15 protein-coding genes are annotated in these 23413 nt (G+C 69.4%); 5 read left to right on the top strand and 10 right to left on the bottom strand.

From position 1 onward, the window contains the following. Window positions 1–4: 4 nt before the first annotated feature. The gene (locus EDD27_RS07045) at window positions 5–721 is read left to right on the top strand and encodes a phytanoyl-CoA dioxygenase family protein (RefSeq protein ID WP_164903520.1); all 717 of its coding nucleotides are present in this window, start codon (window positions 5–7) and stop codon (window positions 719–721) included. 609 nt (window positions 722–1330) lie between these two features. Here EDD27_RS07045 and EDD27_RS07035 read toward each other — a convergent pair. The 3 genes from EDD27_RS07035 to EDD27_RS56345 form a co-directional block, all read right to left on the bottom strand. Continuing rightward, window positions 1331–2791 carry a ricin-type beta-trefoil lectin domain protein gene (locus EDD27_RS07035; RefSeq protein ID WP_127931632.1) on the bottom strand — a complete coding sequence of 487 codons (1461 nt, stop codon included), beginning with the start codon at window positions 2789–2791 and terminating at the stop codon, window positions 1331–1333. Window positions 2792–2979: 188 nt separating this feature from the next. Next, window positions 2980–4167: an SGNH/GDSL hydrolase family protein gene (locus EDD27_RS07030; RefSeq protein WP_241563904.1), complete on the bottom strand. Its 1188-nt coding sequence runs from the start codon at window positions 4165–4167 to the stop codon at window positions 2980–2982. Between the two features lie 161 nt (window positions 4168–4328). Continuing rightward, a complete protein-coding gene (locus EDD27_RS56345; RefSeq protein WP_241563903.1) occupies window positions 4329–5069 on the bottom strand; it encodes a ricin-type beta-trefoil lectin domain protein in 741 nt (246 codons plus the stop codon). Between the two features lie 756 nt (window positions 5070–5825). On the opposite strand from EDD27_RS56345, the gene EDD27_RS07020 reads away from it, so the two are divergent. Continuing rightward, window positions 5826–6449 (top strand): hypothetical protein, encoded by a 624-nt coding sequence (locus EDD27_RS07020; RefSeq protein WP_127931630.1) that lies wholly within the window; start codon window positions 5826–5828, stop codon window positions 6447–6449. Window positions 6450–6554: 105 nt separating this feature from the next. Further along, window positions 6555–7412: an SAM-dependent methyltransferase gene (locus EDD27_RS07015; protein ID WP_127931629.1), complete on the top strand. Its 858-nt coding sequence runs from the start codon at window positions 6555–6557 to the stop codon at window positions 7410–7412. A gap of 218 nt (window positions 7413–7630) precedes the next feature. Here EDD27_RS07015 and EDD27_RS07005 read toward each other — a convergent pair whose 3' ends face one another. The 7 genes from EDD27_RS07005 to EDD27_RS06975 all read right to left on the bottom strand — a co-directional run bounded on the left by EDD27_RS07005 (window position 7631) and on the right by EDD27_RS06975 (window position 16411). Beyond that, window positions 7631–8782 carry an inositol-3-phosphate synthase gene (locus EDD27_RS07005; protein WP_127931628.1) on the bottom strand — a complete coding sequence of 384 codons (1152 nt, stop codon included), beginning with the start codon at window positions 8780–8782 and terminating at the stop codon, window positions 7631–7633. Between the two features lie 102 nt (window positions 8783–8884). Beyond that, window positions 8885–9892, bottom strand: coding sequence for a sugar phosphate isomerase/epimerase family protein (locus tag EDD27_RS07000; protein WP_127931627.1), 1008 nt, complete (start codon window positions 9890–9892; stop codon window positions 8885–8887). Beyond that, on the bottom strand, window positions 9889–11061 hold the full coding sequence (locus EDD27_RS06995) for a Gfo/Idh/MocA family protein (protein ID WP_206641291.1): 1173 nt from the start codon (window positions 11059–11061) through the stop codon (window positions 9889–9891). The genes EDD27_RS07000 and EDD27_RS06995 overlap by 4 nt, the downstream gene beginning before the upstream one ends. Beyond that, on the bottom strand, window positions 11058–12119 hold the full coding sequence (locus tag EDD27_RS06990; protein ID WP_127931626.1) for a substrate-binding domain-containing protein: 1062 nt from the start codon (window positions 12117–12119) through the stop codon (window positions 11058–11060). Before EDD27_RS06990 ends, EDD27_RS06995 begins: the two co-directional genes overlap by 4 nt. A gap of 33 nt (window positions 12120–12152) precedes the next feature. Beyond that, window positions 12153–13163: an ABC transporter permease gene (locus EDD27_RS06985; protein WP_241563902.1), complete on the bottom strand. Its 1011-nt coding sequence runs from the start codon at window positions 13161–13163 to the stop codon at window positions 12153–12155. Continuing rightward, entirely contained in the window at window positions 13156–14703 is a 1548-nt protein-coding gene (locus EDD27_RS06980; RefSeq protein WP_127940541.1) for a sugar ABC transporter ATP-binding protein, read from the bottom strand. The genes EDD27_RS06985 and EDD27_RS06980 overlap by 8 nt, the downstream gene beginning before the upstream one ends. 385 nt (window positions 14704–15088) lie before the next feature. Then, the gene (locus tag EDD27_RS06975) at window positions 15089–16411 is read right to left on the bottom strand and encodes an ROK family transcriptional regulator (RefSeq protein WP_241563901.1); all 1323 of its coding nucleotides are present in this window, start codon (window positions 16409–16411) and stop codon (window positions 15089–15091) included. A gap of 242 nt (window positions 16412–16653) precedes the next feature. On the opposite strand from EDD27_RS06975, the gene EDD27_RS06970 reads away from it, so the two are divergent. Both EDD27_RS06970 and EDD27_RS06965 read left to right on the top strand, forming a co-directional pair. Next, complete coding sequence (locus EDD27_RS06970; protein ID WP_127931624.1) at window positions 16654–17934, top strand: ROK family transcriptional regulator; 1281 nt, start codon at window positions 16654–16656, stop codon at window positions 17932–17934. A gap of 220 nt (window positions 17935–18154) precedes the next feature. Next, window positions 18155–23356, top strand: a complete 5202-nt coding sequence (locus tag EDD27_RS06965; RefSeq protein ID WP_127931623.1) for a ThuA domain-containing protein — start codon at window positions 18155–18157, stop codon at window positions 23354–23356. The last annotated feature ends 57 nt before the right edge of the window (window positions 23357–23413 follow it).

The raw sequence follows: 23413 nt of genomic DNA, 5'->3' as shown, positions 1-23413 counted from the left end.
CGCCATGTCGCGCCTGCACCGCGACGGCTACCTCGTGCTCCCCGGCCTCCTCGCGGCCGGCAGCCGCCGGCGCATCCGAGCGGAGCTCGCCCCCCTCTTGATGCCGGCCGGTCGCGACCCCTTCAGGTCGCGTCACACCCGGCAGATTTTCGGCGTCCTGCACAACACCCGCGCCGTCGACGCCCTCCTCGACCACCAGTACGTCGTGGCGGTGCTCGATCGGCTCCTGCTGCCGAACTTCCTGCTCTCGAAACTGGACGTGATCGAAAGGGCCCCTGGCGCCGCCGCCCGCCCGCCCAGCGCGGACGACGACCACTACCCCGTTCCCCGTCCCCGGCCCGCCCTCTCGGTCGTCACTACCTGGACCCTCGACGAAGGGGCCACCTTCATCCTGTGGCCGGGCAGCCACCGCTGGCCCTCGGCCCGCCGTCCGGACGAGCCCGGAGTCCCCCTCACGCCCCCGCCGGGTTCGTGCGTGATCATCCTCGGCACCCTCTGGCACGGCACCGCCGAAGTCCCCCCGGCCGCCGCCCCCAATCTGACGATCACTGCGCACTACTGTGAGCCGTGGCTGCGCACAAGGGAGGCGTTCACCCTTTCACCCGGCCGGGAGGTGGCCAGGCAACTGAGCCGGCGGGTCCGCCACATGCTCGGCTACAGCGTGCATCCGCCGGACACGGGGCTGGTGGACGGCATGCACCCGCAGCGCCTGCTCACCTGACCCGCCGCGGCCTTCCGGCCGTTTCCTGTGGATCTGTATCCTCCGAAGAGGCTCACGTGGCAGGCATCGGGAGTGATGACAGTGTCCGAATCCGACTGGGTCGACCCGGCCTGCGATCACTTGCGGCCGATCATCCTCGCAGAGCTGGCGGACGGTAACTCCTTCCTGCACGCGCCGCCGAGTGGAACACCCATCTCACGTTCTGGTTGTGCGGCTACCGGCTGGACCCAAATCGCAGGCCAGTAAAGCGTCGGCTTGCGAGCGCAGGAGGTCGGCCCACGTGGTGGACGCCCGCTCGGGCGCCGGATCAATGCCTGACTTGGCTCACGTTCACGATCGAATCCGGGCCGTAGGCCGTTGACCTGCTGGTCCGCCGCGGAAAGCGGCGTGCGCACTCCGCGGCTCACAGGAGATCCAGCACATCGGCTCCGCGCACGACGCAGAGCCGGGGATGCTCAAAGCGGTCGCACGGCAGGCGGCCGGCCACCGGGCAGGAAGCACTGGACCTCGGGCTGGACGACGCTCCGGGGTGCCGTCCAGGATCACGTACGCTCCTCGCCACCGGTGGCCAGATGCCTTCGCGTTCACGTGCCTCTGTTTGGTGTGGCCTCAAGCGTCCCAGCGCTGGTTGGCGCCGCCCCAGCAGGTGTACTGCTGGAGGCGGGCGCTATTTGCCGTCGACTGGCCGGACACGTCGAGGCACTTGCCCGAGTGCCGGGCGACGATCTCGACGTAGCTCGTGCCGGACACGGTGCGGAGTTGCCACTGCTGGTTGGTGCCGCTGCCGCACGTGTACTGGATGACGGCCGCGTTGTCCGCGGTGGAGGCGTTGTTCACGTCGAGGCACTTGCCGGAGTGCTGCGCCACGATGTTGTGGTAGCCGTTGCCCAGATCGCGCAGTTGCCACTGCTGGTTGGCGGCCCCGGTGCAGGTGTACTGGATGATCTCGGCGGCGTTCGCGGTCGAGCCCTGCAGGACGTCGACGCACTTGCCGGAGTTCTGGTTGACGATCTGGGTCGTCGTTGCGCCACCGCCGCCGTCGACGGCGTCGCCCCAGCCGTAGCGCAGGCGGTTCGCGCCGGACTGGTTGCGGATCGTGAGGTTGAGGTCGGTTCCGCTGCCGCTCCTGGCGTACATCGAGTACCAGTCGTAGCCGATGTTGCCGGGCTTGCCGCCGATGGCCGGCCAGTAAGTGCCGCCCATGGCGTTGTCCCGCATCACCTGGGTGACGGCGCGGATGTGACGGACGAAGTTGTCGGTGCTGTTCGCGTCGGCGTAGTTCAGGCCGTTGTTCATCGGAGCCCCGAACTCGGTGACGACCGCCCGCGAGGCGCAGCTGCCCAGGCGGGTCTGGACGTGGGACCGCCAGCCGTCGTACGTGTTCGCCGAGTAGAAGAACGCGTAGTGGTGGAACGAGAACAGCGTGCCGGCGAAACGCGAGTCGTTGCACAGGTCACGGAGGTCCTGGCTGAAGCCGGTACCGCCGACGAGCACCCGGTTCGGCGGGGCCGAGTAGTGGTAGTCCAGCCAGTCGGCGGCGATGTTGCGCCACTCGGCCGAGCTGTAGCCGTGCGGCTCGTTCATCGGCTCGAAGTACACGAGGCTGTTCGATCCGTACTGGGAGGTCACGGTCGACCACATCGAGTTCCACGCCGACAGGTTGGTGATGCGGCCCCCCGAGGCCGCGCCGTCCTCCCAGTACGCGAGGATGACCTTCCACCCGCGCGCCGTGGCGGCGTCGACGGCGCCGCGGTAGGCGTTCCACCAGGTGGTGCCGACGGTGTGGGTGTTGATCGGCAGCCTGACCGTGTTCACGCCGAGTGTCGACTGCATGTCGTCGTACAGCGCGTTGGCCTTGGCCTGCACCGTGGCGTAGCTGTCGGAGCCGCTCAGCCCGTCGACGACGAGCGGGCCGGTGCTGAAGTTGTCGCCCAGCACCGCCCAGTTCATGCCGCGGAACTGACTGGTCGCGGCCGCTGCGGGCGTCGTCCATAAGCTCACCGCGATGATCGGCAGGAGCACCAGGGCTGCCAGTCCGGCGAGCAGCCGCCTGGCTCGGGATGTGTCCATGAGGGAACCTTTCTCGTGCGTCGTCGCGGTGGTCTGCTCACGGGCCGGAAGGTCACATCGGCGATCCGGCCGAGATGGTCCTGGTGCCTGGCGTAGTCGCGCGGTCGAGCGCGACGAGGAGCCGGCCGCCGATAACGCGGCCATCGTCAGGAGTGCGCGCGTCTGCTTCTCCACCTACCGGAGCGATGTCATGAGCCGGCGCGAGTCCAGCGCTGATTGGCGCCGCCGTGGCAGGTGTAGATCTGGAGCTTGACGCCGTTGGCCGTGGAGTAGTTGGGCACGTCCAGGCACTTGTTCGCGCCCACCGCGGTGATCGTGCCGTTGGCGTTGAAGCGCCACTGCTGATTGCTCTGGCCGTTGCAGTCCCAGATGACGACGCCGGCGCCGTCGGCGGTGCTCCGGTTGGCCACGTCCAGGCACTTGCCGCCGTAGACCCGCAACTCACCGGCACTGGTCGACGTCCAGCGCTGGTTGGGCTGGCCGTTGCAGTCCCAGATCTGCGCCTGCGCGCCGTTCGCCTGTGACGCACCGGAGACGTCCAGGCACCGGCCCGAGCCCACACCTCTGATCGCGGTCCCGCTGGACGTGCCGTCCCCAGGCTGGCCGATGCTGCCAGGGACCGACTGCAGCGCCGCGTACCAGGCGGCGGCCATCTTGTCGTAACCGCCGGCGGTCGGATGGATGCCGTCGATCAGGTCGGAGGTGGTCAATCTGCTGTGCATGTCGACCAGGTGGACGTGCTTGCCGCTGTTCACCTTGCTCTGGACGATGCCGGGGATCGCCGCGTTGAACGTGCGGGCGGCGGACTCCTGGCCGGAGTTGGACAGCGGGATGATGGTCGCGACGAAGACATCCGCGTCGGGCACGGCCGCGGTGATGTGGTCGATCAGCGTGGACAGCCGTTGTGGGGCGCCGGCCACGTTGTAGTTCTGCAGGATGTCATTGGTACCCAGGTGGAGCAGCACCGTGCGCGGTGTGTAGGTACGCAGCCAGCCGGTGATGTTCGCGTCGATCTGGTCGATCCGCCAGCCCGGATGGCCCTCGTGATCGTGATCGCCCAGGCTGCCCGGCCCGTTGAACTGCGAACCAACGAAGTCGACCGTGTAGCGGCCGCCGACCAGGCGCTGCCACAAGCCGATCCGGTAGCCGCCCGGCACCTGCGTGCCCTCGGTGATCGAGTCGCCGAGCGGCATGACCCGTACCCCGCCGTTGGACTCGGCTCCGGCGACCCCCGTCCCCATCACCGTGCCGGCCGCCAGCAACGCCACCACCGTGAGCACGGCGGCCCACCTTCTCTTCCAGGTACGCATGCGCAACCCCTCACCGCCGCGCGACGGCGAGGGATGCGGGCGCATCGACCCCTTTGCTGCGGACACCAGGACCTCCCTGTGATCACGTCTGTTATCGCTGTTGTCGTCTCGACCGGCCATGACGGCCGGCACATCCGCCGTCCGGCCCCAGCCCGCCGGACGGCGGGCTGCTCACTCCCTGGTGGGCTGCTCACTCCCTGGTGGCGCCGAAAGCGATGCCACCACGCTCAGGTGCGGGTCCAGCGTTGGTTGGCGCCGCCGTTGGAGGACCAAATCCGCAGCCTGGTGCCGGTGGCCGGGGTGTTACCGGGGACGTCCAGGCACTTGTTCGCGCCCACCGCGGTGATGCTGCCGTCGCTGTTGAAGCGCCACTGCTGGTTGCTCTGGCCGCTGCAGTCCCAGATGATCACGCTGCTGCCGTCGGCGGTGGCGCGACCGCTGACGTCCAGGCACTTGCCGCCGTAGACGCGCAGCTCACCGGAGGCGGTGGGTGTCCACTGCTGGTTGGCCAGCCCGTGGCAGTCCCAGATCTGCGCCTGCGCGCCGTTGGCCTGGGAGGCGCCGGCGACGTCAAGACATCTGCCCGACCCCGCGTTCTTGGTCTGGCTGCTGGGCGTCGGGTCCGTCGAGGTCGCGTCGAGACCGAGGAAGGACAGGGCGTAGGGGAACATGCCCGTCAACGGCAGGGAGTGGCCGTAACCTGCGAAGCTGAACCCCTCGACGGGGGGACGGTCGCCGGTGCCGCCGTACCGGGTCCTGGTGGCGCCCGAGCGCGGGCCGTCGGTGAGCGCCGGGGTCTGGCTCACGCCGTTCAGGTTGGTCCACTGCTTGATTTCCTCACCGAAGTTGGCGTAGGCCAGCGTGGTGTCGGTGGTGCCGTGCCAGAGCTGCATCCGCGGGTAGCGGCCGGTGTAGCTGAGGTACATCGCGCGGGCCTGGTAGCTCGTCACTTCGGTCAAAGCCGCCACGGCGGCTCCGATGCCCACGTACCGACAAGTACGCGGTTCGCCTCGCTTCATTGTTCCGCCTCTCCGCTGTTAGCGCTAACAACCGCTGGGCGGTCGAGCTACCTTTCAGGTCGATGGAAGTGGTGGCGGGATGGAGCAAATCTGAGGCGGAAAGGCACTGTCAAGAGCGCCGTAGCTTGCGGCACTTGAGGAGGCAGCCGCCGAGCGTGCTCACCTCGAATTATCGAGGCGGGACACAGCCGACCGGTGCGAGGGTTGCCGTGAAACTTTCATGAGCCCTGCACGGGGAGCTCGGCCGAAACTTGCCGGGACCACAATTCGCATGTTGTGCCGTCATGACCGGCACAGGCTGGAGCAGGCGTCGCCGAAATTCCCGCTCCGTTCTTGACAATTTTCGGCGGGATACCCAAACTGAGTGCCCGAAGTGATCTCTCCTCGGCTCTGTGGTGCTCGGCGGACGGGCTGCCGTCCCGGCGTCGGTGGCGTGCGTCCCCACCGGAGCACGGTTCGGCCCCGCGGATGTGTTCCGCACGATCCTTCGCATGAATTCGCCTATGGAGGCTCAACCCTCGTGTTAACGCCATGTCCCCGCCGGCCCTTGGCGCGCGCCGTCGGCGCCGAACCCGGCTCCGCCGCGGAGGTGCCAACTGACGTGCCGGATCGGGCGGACGGGAACCTTCAGGAGCACCACCGCATCGGGAATGTCCTCCTCACCCCGCAGAGATCGTCAAGCCCCGCCACACGTCCTCGACGGGGGTGAATCTGCCCTCCGAGGAGGTCTGCCGTCGGGCCTCCGAATGGGGCCGCGTCCGTGGCCTGAGACTGATCCACCCGTCCACCGTCTTCGGGGGGCATGACATCGCCTCGGTTCCCCTGTGGAAGAAAGCCGGGCAACTGGCCGGCGAAGGCTTCCTGTCCGCCTCGACGGTCACCCACCTGCGGGAGGAACTGGCGGCCGTCGATCAGGAGATATGCCCCGTGCCACCTCACGCCGCGCACGCGACCTCGTCGCCGTACGGCAGGAGGTGCCGTACGGCGGCCACCACGGCGAGATTGGCGAGACCGTGGTCAAGTCCGTGCTCCCCTCCATGTTCGCCATGCCGAACCTGCGCGTTCGAGGGCTTTCCCGGCCGCCGCACGCGCACGGACCTCGCCTGGAACGGGCGCGACTCCGCGCCGGCCGCGCCGCTGATACTCGACCTGGCCCGGCCGGCCACCGCCACCCATGACGCGGCCCGGGCGGGCGCGCTGCCCGGGCCGGCCTTCAAGGACGCGATCGGGCCGGTGCCACACGGTCTCGCGCACCAGTGGGGGCTGCGGCGGGCGTTCGCGAGCGGCCTGCGCCGTAACGCCGGACCGGGCGACGAAGAAGCACGGTGAGAAGCACGTCCGGCAGAACAGGACACAGGGAAGTCCTCGGCGAGGCCCACCCCTGGGCCCCCAAGCAAGGCCCGGCGGTCATCGCCGATCTAGAAGGAAGAGAAGATGACTCACAGCGACAGAGGGACAGACCCGCTGGCCCCTTCATACACCGAGGTTCCGATCACGAAGATCAATCCTCACATTCCTCATCCAGCTCGGATATATGACTACCTACTGGGCGGCAAGGACAACTTCGCCGCCGACCGCAAGGCTGCCGAGGCGCTCATCGAGGTGTCGCCGGGCACGCGCGAGGGCGTGCGCGCACACCGTGCCTTCCTGGGCCGGGCAGTGCGGCATCTGGCGGCCGAGGCCGGCATCACCCAGTTCCTGGACGTCGGCACCGGGATCCCCAGCCAGGACAACACCCACACGATCGCACAGGGGGCCGCACCCGAGGCCCGCGTGGCCTATGTGGACAATGACCCGATCGTTCTGGTGCACGGTCGTGCTCTGCTGACCGGTGACCCCGCGGGCATGACCGCCATGATCGAGGCGGACCTGCGGCAGCCGGAGAAGATCTTGGCCGATCCCGCGGTCCGGCAGGTGATCGACTTCACCCGTCCCGTGGCCGTCATCCTTGCCGGGGTCATGCACTTCATCACCGACCAGGAAGACCCGTACGGGCTGGTCGAGCAGCTCAAGGCCGCGGTGCCCAGCGGCAGTTACCTGCTGCTGTCGCACATCACGCTCGACTTCGCCGACCAGGTGCGCCGCGAGGACTTCACCAAGCCCTACGACAACAGCTCCGCCCCCATGGTGCCGCGCACCCACGACGAGACGCTGCGCTTCTTCGAGGGCTGGGACCTGGTGGACCCGGGCCTCGTCGAGGTGGTGACGTGGCGGCCGGATCCCACCGAATACCAGGAACAGATTCCCGGCGGCCACGCCTGGGCCTACGGCGGTCTCGCGATCAAGCCTTGAGAACGGCGCGTGGGCCGCCCGGCCCACGCGCCGTTCCTGCCTCCGATCGGATGTCAGCGCTACCAGGAGCCCTGTGGTGAGTGCCGGCCGCCGGCTTGGCTCCGCGCCCTCCAGCGTGCGCCTGGTGCCGCCGGCCTTGTCGCGGTCAGGGGTGTGGACGAGCGCCGGCAGATCGTGCTCGACGGCGAGGCGAATCGCGGAGCGCCGTCACCGTGTCGTCACCGCCCCTCCCCCGGCGAGCCGAGCGCGTCGACCGCGGCCCGCAACGCCTGCCACTGCTCCGCCAGCCCGTGCGGCACCTCTCCGAGGGGGTCCTTGAAGAAAAAGGCCAGTTCGGTGAGCGGACCCGTGCGCCCGGCCCGGTGAGCGGCCGCGGTCAGCCGCGCCAGATCCAGGACCAGCGGCGCGGCCAGCGCCGAGTCGCAGCCGTGCCAGGTGAACTCCATGCGCATGCGGATTCCGAGGAAGCCTTCGAAGGAGATCAGGTCCCAGGCGGTCTTGAAGTCGTCGAGGTCCTCGACGAAGTCGATCCGGGTGTCGCCCTGCGGGACGTAGCCGAGCGTCTCGGCGAGCACGCGCTGTTTGCTGGCGGACTTGGCCGCGTTGGCCGCCGGCTCGGCCAGGTTCGCGCCGTCGCCCCCGCCCAGCAGGTTGATCCCGGACCAGGTGTGCACCTTCAGGTTGCGCAGGGCGAACATCGGGGCGAGCACCGACTTGACGAGGGTCTCACCGGTCTTGCCGTCGTGCCCCGCGTACGGGAGCCCCTCCCTTCTGGCCAGGATGTCGAGGGCGGGCAGGCGGGCGCCGGTGGAGGGCGTGAAATCGACGTACGGGCAGCCGGCTCGCAGGGCGGCGTAGGCCGCCAGGGCGCTGGGCGGCAGGACGGGCTCCGGGCCGTCCAGCGCGGCCCGCAGCACGTCGAGATCGGTGTGGGCGGGATGCGGTCGCGGCGCCGGTTCGGTGCTCGACACGTTGATCACGACGACGCGGTCCAGCTGGTGCCGCCGGCGGAAGCGGTCCAGGTCGGCGCCGATGGCGTCCGCGACCTCGGCCTGGGTGTCGCGGACCGGCAGGGGCCGTACGTCCTGCTCGACCCCGGACAGCGCATCCCGCACGGCCCCGGCCAGCCGGGCGGGGACGATTCCCGCCTCGGCCAGCGCGGCGGCCTTCTTGCCCAGGGGGATCGAGGAGATGTCGTGGCCGCCGAAGACCAGCTCCTTTATGCCGGGGAGGGCGTCGCTGTGCAGTCCGGGCGTCTCCAGGACGCATCCGGTCGGCTCGGCCAGGCCCGCCCGCACCGCCAGCGCCCCGAGCACGCTGGTGACCGCGACCGATCCCCGTGCTCCGATCAGCCATACTCCCGTTGTCATCTGTCTCCTCTCGCGATCGTTCGCCGGGACGATGGGATGCCCCCGGCGGGCCGGTTCTGCCGGGGCGGCGGCCACCTGCGGCCGCCGCCCCGGCATGAGCTGTCACTCAGAGGAGAAAGCGGCGTCGAACGCCGCGGCCGGTGGGGTGATGGCATTGAGGGAACGGATGTAGGCAAGGGATTCCGGCGCGCCGTGCAGCCGGTCCATGCCCGCGTCCTCCCACTCGATGGAGATCGGGCCGTCGTAGCCGATGTGGTTGAGCGCCCGGAAGCACGCCTCCCACGGCACGTCGCCCCGGCCGGTGGACACGAAGTCCCAGCCGCGCCGGGGGTCGGCCCAGGCCAGGTGGGAGGACAGGCGGCCGCGCCGTCCGTCGCGGGTGGCCACCCGGGCGTCCTTGCAGTCCACGTGGTAGATCCGGTCGGCGAAGTCGAGGATGAAGTTCGCCGGGTCCAGGTCCTGCCACACCATGTGCGAGGGGTCCCAGTTCAGGCCGAATGCCGGCCGGTGCCCGATGGCCTCCAGCGTCCGCACGGTGGTGTGGTAGTCGTAGGCGATCTCGCTGGGGTGCACCTCGTGGGCGAAGCGCACCCCCACCTCGTCGAAGACGTCGAGGATCGGGTGCCATCGGTCGGCGAAGTCGGCGTACCCCGCTGCGATCATCGACGGGGGCACCGGCGGGAACATCGCCAGCGTGTGCCAGATCGACGAGCCGGTGAAGCCGACGACGGTCGTGACGCCGAGCGCGGCCGCCGCGCGGGCGGTGTTCTTGATCTCTTCGGCGGCGCGCCGCCGTACGCCTTCGGGCTCGCCGTCGCCCCAGATGCGGGCGGGCAGGATGCCCTTGTGGCGCTCGTCGATGGGATGGTCGCAGACCGCCTGGCCCACCAGGTGGTTGGAGATCGTCCACACTCCGAGGTTGTACTTGGCCAGGGTCTCCTTCTTGCGTTCGATGTAGGAGTCGTCCGCGAGGGCCTTGTCGACCTCGAAGTGGTCGCCCCAGCAGGCGATCTCCAGGCCGTCATAGCCCCACTCCGACGCCAGCCGGCAGACCTCCTCGAACGGCAGGTCCGCCCACTGCCCCGTGAACAACGTGACCGGCCTCGTCATGAACCCTCCACAGTGATGAAGCGGCTGTCCTCAGCCGCGCTCTGCTCGACGGCCGCCAGCACCCGCTGCACCCGCAGGCCGTCCTCGAAGGACGGTGCGGGGTCGGTGCCGGCGGCGATCGCCTCCAGGAAGTCCTTCATCTCGTGGACGAAGGCGTGCTCGTACCCGAGGCCGTGGCCCGGCGGCCACCACGCCCCTGCGTACGGGTGGTCCGGCTCGGTGACCTGCACCCGCCGGAATCCGTGCTCGGCGCTGTCGATGGTGTGGTCGTGGAACCACAGGTCGTTCATCGACTCGAAGTCGAAGGCCAGGCTGCCCAGGGCTCCGTTGATCTCGATGCGCAGTGCGTTCTTGCGCCCGGTGGCGAAGCGGGTGGCCTCGAAGGAGGCCAGCCCGCCGCCGCTGAGCCGTCCGATGAACAGCGCCGCGTCGTCCACGGTGACCGCGCCCCTCCCGGTTCCGCCGCCGGCCGAGAGCCCGGCTGAACTGGCCGCCAGGGGACGCTCCTTGACGAAGGTCTCGGTCAGCGCCGCCACCCCGGTCAGCCGCTCACCAGTGATGAACTCGGCGACGTCGATGATGTGGGCGCCGATGTCGCCGAGGGCCCCGGAGCCGGCCTTGTCCTTCTGGAGCCGCCAGACCAGGGGGAATTCCGGGTCGACGATCCAATCCTGCAGATACTGCGCCCGTACGTGCCGGATCTCGCCGAGCATGCCCTCTTCGGCGAACCGCCGGGCCAGCGCGACGGCGGGCACGCGGCGGTAGTTGAAGGCGACCATGCTGCGCACGCCGCGCGCCGCCGCCTCCTTCGCCGCCGCGGCCATGGCCTCGGCCTCGGCGACCGTGTTGGCGAGCGGCTTCTCGCAGATCACGTGCTTGCCGGCCGCCAGCGCCGCGACGGCGATCTCGGCGTGCGAGTCGCCGGGCGTGCAGATGTCGACGATCTGCACGTCGTCGCGGTCGAGCAGGCGCTTCCAGTCGGACTCCGCGCCGGTCCACCCCAGCTTCTCGGCGGCCTGCGCGGTCGCCTCGGCGGATCTGCCGGCCACGGCCACCATCGCGGGTTTGACCGGCAGGTCGAAGAACGCGTCCACGCTACGCCACGCCTGGGAGTGGATACGGCCCATGAACGCGTAGCCGACCATGCCGATCCCGATGACGGGCCTCATGACTCGAATCCGAGAGGCAGGTACTGGGCGGCGTTGTCCTTGGTGATGGTCTCGGAAGCCAGGGTGATCGACTGCGGCACCTGCTGCTCCAGCAGGTCGCTCATGCCCTTGCCCTGAGCGATCAGCCGGGCGATCTTGATCGCCGAGGCGGCCATGGTGGGGGGATAGGTGACGGTGGCCTTCAGCACGCCACTGTCGGCCTGGATGTCCCTCATCGCGTTGGCCGAGCCCGCGCCGCCGACCATGAGGAACTCGTTGCGACCGGCCTCCTTGATCGCGGCCAGCACGCCGATGCCCTGGTCGTCGTCGTGGTTCCAGATCGCGTCGATCTTCTTGTGCGCCTGGAGCAGGTTGGTGGCCACCTGCGTGCCGGACTCCACCGTGAACTTGGCGTCCTGTTGCGCGGCCACCGTGAAGCCGTACGTCTTCAGGGCGTCGGCGAAGCCTTTGCTGCGGTCCTGGGTCAGCGGAAGCGTGGCGATGCCCTGGATCTCCAGAATGACCGGGTTGGAGACGCCCTTGTCCTTCAGCGTCTTGCCGATGTGGTGTCCGGCGGCCACACCCATGCCGTAGTTGTCCCCCCCGATCCAGGCCCGGTACGACAGCTTGTCCGGGAAGATGCGGTCCACGTTGACCACCGGGATGCCCGCGTCCATGGCCTGCCGGGCCACCTGGTTGAGCTGCTGGCCGTCGTTCGGCAGGATCACCAGCACGTTGACCTTCGCCTGGATCAGCGACTCCACCGCCGAGATCTGCTGGTTGATGTCGTTGGTCGGCTCGACCGGCTTGAACTCGACGTCGGTGTACTGCTTGGCCGCATCCGCTGCGTTCTTGCTGATGGCGGCGATCCACCCGTGGTCGGCGGCCGGGGCGGAGAAGCCGATCACGACCTTCTCGCCGGGGGCGTCGTTGCCTTCCTTGGCCGCGGGAGCGGCGGCGGACGCGCTCGCCTGCTGGGTGGCGGCCGGCTCGTTGCTGGTGCAGGCGCTGATGAGGGCACCCGCGCCCAGGGCGGCGCCGCCGGCGAGGAAGCCGCGGCGGGCAACGTTCTTGTCCATATGTTTCTCTCCTTGCTGAATCGGGCTCCGGTATCAGGTGGGTGTCTTGAGGCTTCGCCGCTGCAGCAGCACGGCGGCGACGATGATCGCGCCCTTGGCGATGAGCTGGTCGGCGGTGTTCAGGCCGTTCAGGATGAACAGATTGGTGATCACAGTGAAGATCAGCAGGCCGAGGATCGCCCCGATGATCGTGCCCCGGCCGCCGCTCAGCAGCGTCCCGCCGATGATCACCGCGGCGATCGCGTCCAGCTCGTACAGGTCGCCGTGCGTGGACGACCCTGTCGTGGTCCTGGCCATGATCAGCACCGCGGCGATCCCGCAGCACAACCCCGACAGGGCGTACAGCATCAGCGTGTGCTTGCGCACGTCGATGCCGGCCAGGCGGGCGGCCTCGGGGTTGCCGCCCACGGCGTAGGTGCGCCGGCCGAACGTCGTGCGGTTGAGCAGCAGCCAGCCGAGCAGCACCACGAGCGCGAACACATACACCAGCAGCGGCAGCCCGAGCACCCGCGTGGTCGACAGACTCACGATCATCGAGTTGTCCTGCTGCACGAGCTGCGTGCGCTGGTTGGACATCCGCTGCGCCAGGCCGCGCCCGGCCACCATCATCGCCAGCGTCGCGATGAACGGCACCATCCGGCCGTAGGCGATCAAGATCCCGTTCAGCAGGCCGGCGCCGGTGCCCACCAGCACCGCGCACACGATCATCACGACCGGCCCGTAGGACTGGGTCGCCAGCGTGGTCGCCCACACCGACGCCAGCGCCATCAGCGCGCCCACCGACAGATCGATGCCACCACCGATGATCACGAAGGTCATGCCGACAGTGATCACTCCGATGGTCGAGGCCAGCGCCAGGATGCTCACCAGGTTGGAGGAGGTGGCAAAGTTCTCAGGCTTCGTCACCAATCCCACGATCGCCAGAAGCACCAGCGCCGCGACCAGCCCCAGATGCCGGACCTCACCGAGCCGGCCGAACCGCCCGCCCGGCCCCGCCGCCTTCAAACGCGGACCGGCCGACGCGGCCTGATCAACCTCAGTCATGGAATGCTCCTTCGGTGGGGGGATTTGCCGCATCCGGCCCGGGCAGCTGCCCTGCGGAGACCATCACCAGGTCGAGCACCCGGTGCTCGTCCAGGTCCTCGGCCGGCGCCTCATGGACGATCCGGCCCTCGCGGACGACCAGCACGCGGTCGGCCAGGCCCAGCACCTCGGGCACCTCGCTGGACACCAGCAGCACACCGATGCCGTCGTCGGCCAGTTTGCGCACCAGCGCGTACAGCTCAGCCCGGGCGCCGACGTCCACCCCACGCGTTGGCTCGTCCAGCAGCAGCAGCTTGCGGTCCTCGGCCAGCCAGCGTCCCAGCACCGCCTTCTGCTGGTTGCCGCCGGACAAGGTCCTGATCGGCCGGCGCGGATCGGGCGGACGGATGTCCAGCGCCTGCGACAGCCGTTCGGCCTCGGCGAACTCGGCCCGGCGGTCGAGCCAGCCCAGCCACCGCGGCCTGGTGTAGCGGCTCAGGCTCGCCAGCGTGATGTTCTGCGCGACGGGGTGGTCCAGCAGCAACGCCTGCGCCTTGCGCTCCTCGGGGGCCAGGCCCATACCCATCCGCACCGCGCGGGTCGTGCTGCCCGGCCGCACCGTCCGCCCATCGAGCACGACCCGGCCGCCAGCCCGCCGCGCGCCGTAGATCGCCTCGATGATCTCGCTGCGGCCGGAGCCGACCAGGCCCGCCAGGCCGACGATCTCCCCGGCCCTGATGCTGAACGACACGTCCGCGAACCGGCCGCGCAGCGTCAGGTTCTCCACCCGCAGCACCTCGGGACGCCCCTCGTGGGCGCCCCTGCCCCGCCGGGGCGGGAAGACGTACTCGACGTTGCGGCCGGTCATCAGCGCCACGATCTTCGAGGTCGGGGTGTCCTTGGCCGCCAGCCCCACCGCGACCGTGCGCCCGTCCTTCAGCACGGTGACCCGGTCGCCGATCTCGCGGATCTCCTCCAGCCGGTGGGAGATGTAGATCACCGCCACGCCCTGGGAGGTGAGGTCACGGATCACCCGGAACAGGTTGCCGACCTCGTCGTGGTCCAGCGCGGCCGACGGCTCGTCCATGATGATCAGCCGGGCCGAGTGCGACAGCGCCCTGGCCATGCTGACGATCTGCTTGTGCGCCGGCGACAGCGAGCCCACCTCGGTGCGGGGGCGGATCTCGCCGTGCCCCAGCCGCTTGAGCAGCTCGGCCGTCGCCCGGTCGGCCTCGGCCCGGCGGGAGAACCCCAAGGTCGCCGGCTCGTGGCCGAGAAAGATGTTCTCCGTCACGCTCAGCCCGTCCACCAGATCGAGTTCCTGGTAAATGGTGGCGATCCCCTGGCCCATGGCCGCGGTCGGCGGCGCCAGCCGTACGGGCGAGCCGTCGAGCAGCACCTCGCCCTCGTCGGGCTCGTGGGCACCGGACAGGATCTTGATGAGCGTGGACTTCCCGGCGCCGTTCTGGCCGAGCAGGCAGTGCACCTCTCCGGCCCTGACCTCGAGGTCCACGCCGTCCAGAGCGCGCACGCCGGGGAACTGCTTGACGATTCCTCGCATCACCAGCAGAGATGACGCGTCGGACGGTGGCCGCGGCACAGGGGCCTCCCTCGGTTACGGTGTGGCCGTGCCCGCCTGATGGCCCCGCCCGCCTGACGGCGCCGGTTGGCACCGCCGCGACGGCACCGAGGTCGGCGTGAACGGTGCCGTGCGGCCCCGGATGACCGATCAGGCGGGCGGGACGTTCTGGGTGGGAAAGGCACGGGAAAAGGGGCACGGGATTTTCGCGTCCGCCTGACCGCATACCCCATGGCCGCGGCACGCGAGATGGGCGGGAGGTGCCGAGGCGGTGCGGAGCAGGATGGTCAGGCGGACGGGAGGTTCAGCGAGCAGGCGGATAGATCGGACCGCGTGGCGGACACGCCGGTCAGGGCGGATGTGACGATCAGGCCATCGGCGTTCCCTCGACAACCCCGATGGTGGGAGGCATTCGGATCGAGATGCTTGTGGGGTCGGACAGTGCTCGTTCGACGACGACTCCGGCCGCTCCGCGTGAGGCGGCGCCGAAGCCGAGGTCGGAGGCGACGAACCGGCAGCGCTCGGCGGCGTCGCTCATGCCCAGGCGTGCCAACGCCTGCTGCGCCGCGGGGATGAGCAGGTCGGCGAGTCGCGCGAAGTACCCGCCCAGCACGATCACCCGTGGGTTGAAGAGGTTGACCAGCATGGCCGCCCCGATGCCGAGCCACCGGCCCACCTCCGCGACGGCGGCGTCGACGCGGGGATCTCCTTCGGCTCGTCGCTGCTCCATCTCGGCCAGCCGCTCCTCCGGGTCGCGGACGAGCTGCGGGCCGGTACCGTACGCGCGGTCAGGTGTGGCCATGCGGACCAGCGCGGCCAGCCCGACCTTGGTCTCCCAGCAGCCGACCCGGCCGCAGCGGCACGGCTCGCCGGAGGGATCGATCATGACGTGGCCGACCTCCCCCGCGAATCCGTCCGCCCCGCTCAGCAGCCGGCCGCCGGAGATGACGCCGCCGCCGACGCCCACCTCGCCTGTGAGGTAGACCAGGTCGGAGGTGCCGGCCGCGACGCCCGAGGTGTACTCGGCCAGGGCGGCGAGGTTGGCGTCGTTGTCCACCGCGACAGGGATGTCCCCGGCGATGTTCGCTTGGGACAGCCGCTCCGCCACCGCCACCCCGCGCCAGCCGAGGTTCGGGGCGACGACGACGATGCCGGTGGTGGTGTCGATCAGGCCGGGGATGGCCACGGTGATCCCGGCGGGCGTGACCCCGAGCCGGTCCAGGTCGGCGACGGTCCTCTCGGCCATGCGGGCCAGCTCGCTCAGTGAGCGTTCCGGACCGGAGCCCATGGCGTCGAAACCGATGCGCCGGTCGATGATCACCCTGCCGGCCAGGTCGGTGGCGATCGCGGCGATGTAGTCGACGTTGACTTCCATGCCGAGGGCGCCGACCCGGGATCCGTCCAGGGCAAGCGCGACACCCGGGCGGCCGACGGAGCCCGCGTGCTGCGGCCCCATCTCCTTGACCAGTCCGCGCGCCTGCAACTCGCTCACCAGACTCGTGACGGTGGCCTTGTTCAGCCCGGTCGCGGCGGCGACGGCCGACCGGGTGCACGGGCCGCGCGCACTGACGTGGCGCAGCACCAGAGCGAGGTTGGAACGGCGCACGGTGGCCTGATCCGCGGGAACTCCCGCGGACCGGCCGCGACTCATCGAGTCGGTCGCGTGGCCGTCGGCCCGGCTGTGGTTCACGCTCCTCCTCGATTAGTTCAGATGGCTAGCCGAATTAAAAGCACGAGTTCCTGCGGGCACAAGTATTAAATCGTTCGCAACTTGCGTAACGTTCCGATAACTGGAGCGAGGAATGTGGCTGAAGTGCACGAAAGCGAGCGATGCCAACTCGTTACGGATTTGAGGGGTGCGTGGTGCGACATCGCCGTGTTACAACCCTGATTAATTGATCTCAGAGACAAACAAAGGGGCAGGTGGTGCGGGTGACGTACAGGGCGTCCCGCTCCCGCGCCCCGGGCCGCGCCGCGCCGACGGGTCCCGCCACGCTGCGCCGGGCGAACCTCTCGCTGGTGCTGCGCGAGCTGCGCGACCACAGGTCCCTTTCCCGTGCCGAGATCGCGCAGGCGACCGGGCTGCACCGGGCCACCGTCTCCAACCTCATGGCCGAGCTCCTGGAACGGCGGCTGGTGCGGGAGGTCGGTGTCGAGCACGTGGGTGCGATCGGGCGTCCCAGACGGGCGGTGGCGCTGCACGGCGCGCACGTCGGCGCCCTGGGCATGGAGATCAACGTCGACTACATCGCGGTCCACGGCACCGACCTGAGCGGCCGGAGCCTGGTCGAGCGCCGGGTGGTCCACGACGCGATGGGCAGCGGCCCGGACAGCGCCGTGCGCCGGCTCGGGCTCGTGGCCAAGGAGGCCGTGGAGGCGATGCGGCGGGCCGGAGCGGTCCCGACCGGCATCGCGGTGGCCGTCCCCGGACTCGTGGACGTGACACGCGGCGTCGTGACACTCGCACCGAACCTCCACTGGCGCGACCTGCCCCTGGCCGAGCAGCTGGGCGCCATACTCGGCCGACCGCGCGTGCCGGTACGGGTGGACAACGACGCGAACCTCGCCGCCCTGGCCGAATACACCTCCGGCGTCGCCGCCGGCACGCCTCACCTGGTCTATCTCACCGGAGAAGTGGGCGTGGGCGGCGGCATCATCTCCGGCGGTGAACTGCTGCGCGGAGCGGACGGGTTCTCCGGCGAGGTCGGACATCTGCGGGTCGACCCGAACGGCGACCAGTGCGGCTGTGGCCGCATCGGCTGCTGGGAGACCAAGGTCGGCCTGGCCGCACTCGTCCGCGCGGCCATGCCCGAGCAGGCGTACGGGTTGCCCGGCATGCCGGTCCCCGATCCCGGCGAACGGGTGGCCGACATCGCCAGGGGCCTGGCCTCGGGAGACCGGCGAATGATGACGGCGGTGGCACAGGTCGGCGAGTGGCTCGGGCTCGGTGGCTCGATCCTGGCCAACCTGTTCAACCCGCGAGTGATTGTCATCGGCGGCTACTTCGCCTCTCTGGCCCAGTGGCTGCTACCGCACGCGCAAGATCAGCTGCAACGGCTCGTGGTGGCCGCTCCCGCCGCCCAGTGCCGATTCGTCGCCTCCACGCTCGGTTTCGGCGCCGCCTCCCGCGGCGCCGCGAGCATGGTGGTGAACCACCTCATCGACGACCCGACGACGATCATGGACTCGCTCCCCAGGCCGGCACCTCACTGACGGCCCCACAGACCTGGAGACGGCACCCTCCAGCAACCCGCAACATCCGCTACCACCCAAGTGGCAACAAGCGCGGCGGCGCGCGCCTTGCCTGACGTCCCCCCGGTCAGGAAGGGTTTTCATGTCACCACGTCATCGAACATGGGCGCAGGCGGTGGGGCTGCTCAACGCGGTCCTGCCAGAAAGCGGACGACGCCCGAGACGTCGAACCGCGACCACGATGGCCCTGGCCCTCGTCGCCCCGCTCATCACGCTCCTCGCGGCTCCGGTGAGCGCGCAGGCCGCTGCTACGGCGGAGCCCGCCTTCAAAGTGCTCGTCTTCTCGAAGACGACCGGCTTCCGGCACGACTCGATCCCCGAGGGCATCGCGGCCGTGCAGAAACTCGGCCAGGAGAACAACTTCGCGGTCGACACCACCGAGGACAGCGCCCTGTTCACGGACCAGAACCTGGCGCAGTACCAGGCCGTGGTCTTCATGTCCACGACCGGTGACCCCCTGGGCACGCAGAACCAGAAGGACGCCTTCCAGCGGTACATACAGAACGGCGGCGGGTTCGTGGGCGTCCACGCCGCCGCCGACAGCGGGTACAACTGGGCCTGGTACGGCAAGCTGGTCGGGGCGTACTTCAAGCAGCACCCGGCGATCCAGCAGGCCACGGTCAAGGTGGAGGACCCGGCCCACCCGGCGACCAAGGATCTCCCGACGACCTGGACCCGTACCGACGAGTGGTACGACTACCAGGCGAACCCGCGTGGCACGGTCCACGTGCTGACGTCGATGGACGAGAAGTCCTACACCGGCGCCACGATGGGCGCCGACCACCCGAACACGTGGTGCCAGGACTTCGACGGCGGCCGTTCGTGGTACACCGGGCTCGGCCACCTCAAGGAGAACTACAGCGAGCCCAACTTCCTGAAGCTGCTCCTCGGCGGCATCCAGACCGCCGCCGGCGCCGTCAAGGCCGACTGCTCGGCCTCGCAGAGCAGCAGCTTCGAGAAGGTCACGCTCGACGACAACACGTCGAACCCGATGATGGTGGACGTCGCCAAGGACGGCCGGGTCTTCTACATCGACCGGCTCGGCGAGGTCAAGATCATCAAGCCGACCGGCGGCACGGTGACGGCGGCGAAGCTGAACGTCTTCACCGCCAACGAGAGCGGCCTGCTCGGGCTGACGCTCGACCCCGGCTTCGACTCCAACCACTGGGTTTATCTCTACTACTCGCCCACCGGGACGAACGTCGACCGGCTGAGCAGGTTCACCGTCACCGGTGACACCCTGGACATGACGAGCGAGAAGAAGATCCTCGACGTCCCGGTGCAGCGGGCCGAGTGCTGCCACCACGGCGGCGGCATGGTGATGGACCCCAAGACCGGCAATCTGTGGCTGGGCACGGGCGACAACACCAACCCGTTCGCCTCCGACGGCTACACGCCGATCGACGAGCAGTCGGGCCGCTCCAGCTGGGACGCCCAGCGAACCGCGGGCAACACCAACAGCCTCAGCGGCAAGCTGCTGCGGATCCACCCCGAGGCCGACGGCACCTACACCATCCCGTCCGGCAACCTGTTCGCGCCGGGCACGGCGAAGACCAAGCCGGAGATCTACGGCATGGGCCTGCGCAACCCGTTCCGCATCGGTCTCGACCCCAAGACGGGCAACATCATGCTCGGCGAGTACGGTCCCGACGCCAACTCGGCGAGCGCCACCCGTGGCCCCCAGAACACGGTCGAGTGGAACCTCGTCTCGAAGCCGGGCAACTTAGGCTGGCCGTACTGCGTCGGCAACAACACCCCGTACGTCGACTACAACTTCGCCACCAGGCAGTCGGGGTCGCCGTTCAACTGTGCCGCGCCGGTCAACGACTCGCCGAACAACGACGGCCTGACCAGCCTGCCGCCGGTGATCCCAGCGACCATCTGGTACCACTACGCGGCCGACCCGCAGAACTTCCCGGAGCTGAGCGGTGGCGCGCCGATGGGCGGCCCGGTCTACCGCTCCGACCCGAACCTGCAGTCGGACGTGAAGTGGCCGGCGTACTGGGACGGCAAGGCCGTCTTCGGTGAGTGGAACAACGACAAGGTGTGGTCGTTCCAGCTCGACGAGACCGGCACCAAGCTCGTCGAGATGAACCCGATCCTCGGCTCCCTGTCGTTCAAGAAGCCGATGGACATGAAGTTCGGCCCCGACGGCGCGCTGTACATGATCGAGTGGGGCTCCGGCTTCGGCGGCGACAACGCCGACTCCGGCATCTACCGCATTGAGTACGCCAAGGGCACCCGCCCGCCGATCGCCCGTGCCACGGCGGACAAGACCGACGGGCCCCTGCCGCTGGCGGTCAAGTTCTCCAGCGAGGGCAGCCGGGACCCGGACGGCAAGACGCTCACCTACGCCTGGGACCTCGACGGTGACGGTGACACCGACTCCACCGACCCCAACCCCGCCTTCACCTACGAGGAGGGGGGCGATTACAGCGTGGTCCTGACCGTCAAGACCCCCGACGGCAAGACCGCCACCGCCAGCGTGTCGATCAGCGCGGGCAACACGCGTCCCACCGTCAAGGTGGACGTTCCGCCGAACGGCGCCCTCTTCGAGTTCGGCGACCAGGTGAAGTTCAAGGTCACCGTCACCGACGCCGAGGACGGCACGATCGACTGCGAGAAGGTCAAGATCCAGGCGATCCTCGGCCACGACAGCCACCCCCACCCGCTCGACCAGCTCATGGGCTGTGAGGGCACCCTGCAGACCAAGCAGGCGGGCCACGGCGAGTACGACAACCTCTTCTACGCCATCGAGGCCAGCTACACCGATGGGGGCGCCAATGGCGCCGGACCGCTGACCGGGCGGGGCCAGATCATCCTGCAGCCCAAGCGCAAGCAGGCCGAGCACTTCGCGGGGACCGGCCGGGTGGCCGACGGCAAGGGCACCGACGCCGCAGGCGTCCAGGCGGAGACCACGACCGACACCCAGGGCGGCAACCAGCACATCGCGTTCGTCCAGGACGGCGACTGGTGGTCGTTCGACCCGGTGAACCTGTCGAACGTCACCGCGATCCGGCTCCGGGCCTCCTCGGGCGGAGCCGGCGGAACCGTGCAGGTCCGGGCGGGCAACCCCGAGACCGGCGCTCTGGTCGGCTCGGTCGACGTGACGCCCACCGGCGGCTGGCAGACGTTCACCGACGCCACACTCGACCTGGCCAGCCCACCGACCGAGAGCGGACCGCTGTACTTCGTCGTGCGCAAGCCGGCGAGCGCGGCCGACAACGCCTACCTGGCCAACTTCAACTGGGTCGACTTCGTCGGCAAGGGCGCCACGGACAACCAGCATCCCGCCGTGACCGCGACGGCGACCCCGGCGACGGGCGTCGCCCCGCTGAAGGTCGACTTCAAGGCGACGGCCACCGACCCCGAAGGCGACGCGATCACCTACAAGTGGAACTTCGGGGTGACCGGCGCGCCGGAGCTCACCACGGCCGAGGCGAGCTACACCTACACCGCACCGGGCAGCTACACGGCCGTGGTGACCGCGACCGACGCCAAGGGCGCGTCGGCCACCGCACAGGTCCCGGTCAAGGTGGACGCGGCGGCCACGGTGTGCTTCACCGGCCGTTCCGACAACTTCCTGGGCAGCCAGCTCGACCGTGACCGCTGGTCGGTCATCCGGGAGAACCAGGATCTCAAGGTCGCGGACGGCAAGCTCGTGATCCCGACCTCGACCACCGACATCTACAGCACGGGCGGCAACACGCCGAACATCGTCGTGCAACCGGCACCATCGGGTGCGTGGACCGCCACCGCCAAGCTCACACTGGACGCGCGTGACGCGTACCAGCAGGCGGGCCTGATCATCTACGGGGACGACGACAACTACGCCAAGATGGTGCTCCAGGCGCGGTCGACTTCGGGTTCCAACCACGCCAGCCGTATCTTCCAGTTCATCCGGGAGGAGAACGGCAGCCCGAACGAGGTGTCGCAGAGCAACACGGCCAACCTCGGGGACTCCTACCCCGACACCGTGTACGTGCGCTTCGTCAGCGACGGCACCAACATCACCGCCCACTACTCCTCGGACGGCACCACGTTCACCGCGATGCCGCAGACCAAGCCGCTCGCCGGAATCGCCGACCCCAAGATCGGCCTGCTCTCGCTGGCCGGGGCCAACCACCCGGTGGTGGACGCGTCCTTCGACTGGTTCCACATCACGCCGGACGACAAGGCGACGGCGCCGGACCCGGACGACGAGTTCGACGGCACCGCGCTCGATGCCTGCCGCTGGAACGCGGTCGTGCGCCCCGACGCCACGGCGGCGCGCGTCGGCAACGGCAAGCTGGAGCTCGACACCACGACCGGTGACATCTACGGGACCGGCAACAGCGGCCCGAAGAACTTCATCCTGCAGACGGCGCCGAGCGGCGACTGGACGCTGGAGACCAAGGTGGACGCCTCGGCGCTCAACGAGCAGTACCAGCAGGGCGGCCTGATGGTGTACACCGGTGACGACGACTACGTGAAGCTCGACTTCCTCACCACCAACTCGGCAGGCTCGACGGTGGCGCGAAGCATCGAACTGCGCAGCGAGGTCGGCGGAACCGTGCAGAACCCGCAGCCGCAGGTGAACAACCTCACCAGCGGCGTGTGGTGGCTGCGGCTGAAGAAGGCGGGCACCACCTACACCGGCTCCTACTCCTCCGACGGCCAGACCTGGACGGATCTCTCCGCGACGGTGGAGAACACCGCGGTGGCCACCGGCGCCAAGGTCGGCGTGTACGCCATCGGCACCAACCAGTCGGCGTCGAAGACGGTCACGTTCGACTACTTCCACCTGACCAAGGCAGGCTCGGACGAGGACAAGACCGCGCCCGTGACGACGGCGACGACCGATCCGGAGCAGCCGGCGGGTGGCACGTTCACCGGTCCGGTGTCGGTCACGCTGAAGGCCACCGACGAGGACGGCGGCAGCGGGGTCGACAAGACCGAGTACCAGCTCGACGGCGGTGACTGGACCGCCTACACCGAACCGGTCACCGTGACCGGCGACGGGCAGCACGAGCTGAAGTACCGCTCGGCCGACAAGGCGGGCAACCTCGAAGAGGCCAAGACGCTGACGCTGACGATCTCGGCGTCCGCGCCGCAGGTCAAGCTGACGGTCTCCGCCTCGTCCCGCTGCATCGGCACCTCGGCGTACGTGGCGGTCACCGCCGTCAACGGCTCGGACGTGCCGGCGACGGTGACGCTGACCACCCCGTTCGGTTCGAAGACCGTGGCCGACGTAGCCCCGGGCAAGCAGGCGTACCAGTCCTTCAACAGCCGGGCCGGGCAGATCGACGCGGGCACGGTGACCGTGAAGGGGACCGCGACGATCGGTGGCGAGCAGGTCACCTCGTCGTACGACGCCGCCTACCCGGCGCTCAGCTGCCGCTGACCGCCGAAGCAGAACCGGGGCCGGCCGGCCGAGCAGCCGACCGGCCCCACCCCCTCG

The sequence above is a fragment of the Nonomuraea polychroma genome (genome assembly GCF_004011505.1).
Classification (GTDB): domain Bacteria; phylum Actinomycetota; class Actinomycetes; order Streptosporangiales; family Streptosporangiaceae; genus Nonomuraea; species Nonomuraea polychroma.
The sequence above is the reverse complement of the archived record's forward strand: the minus strand, read 5'-3'. Positions and strand labels throughout refer to the sequence as shown.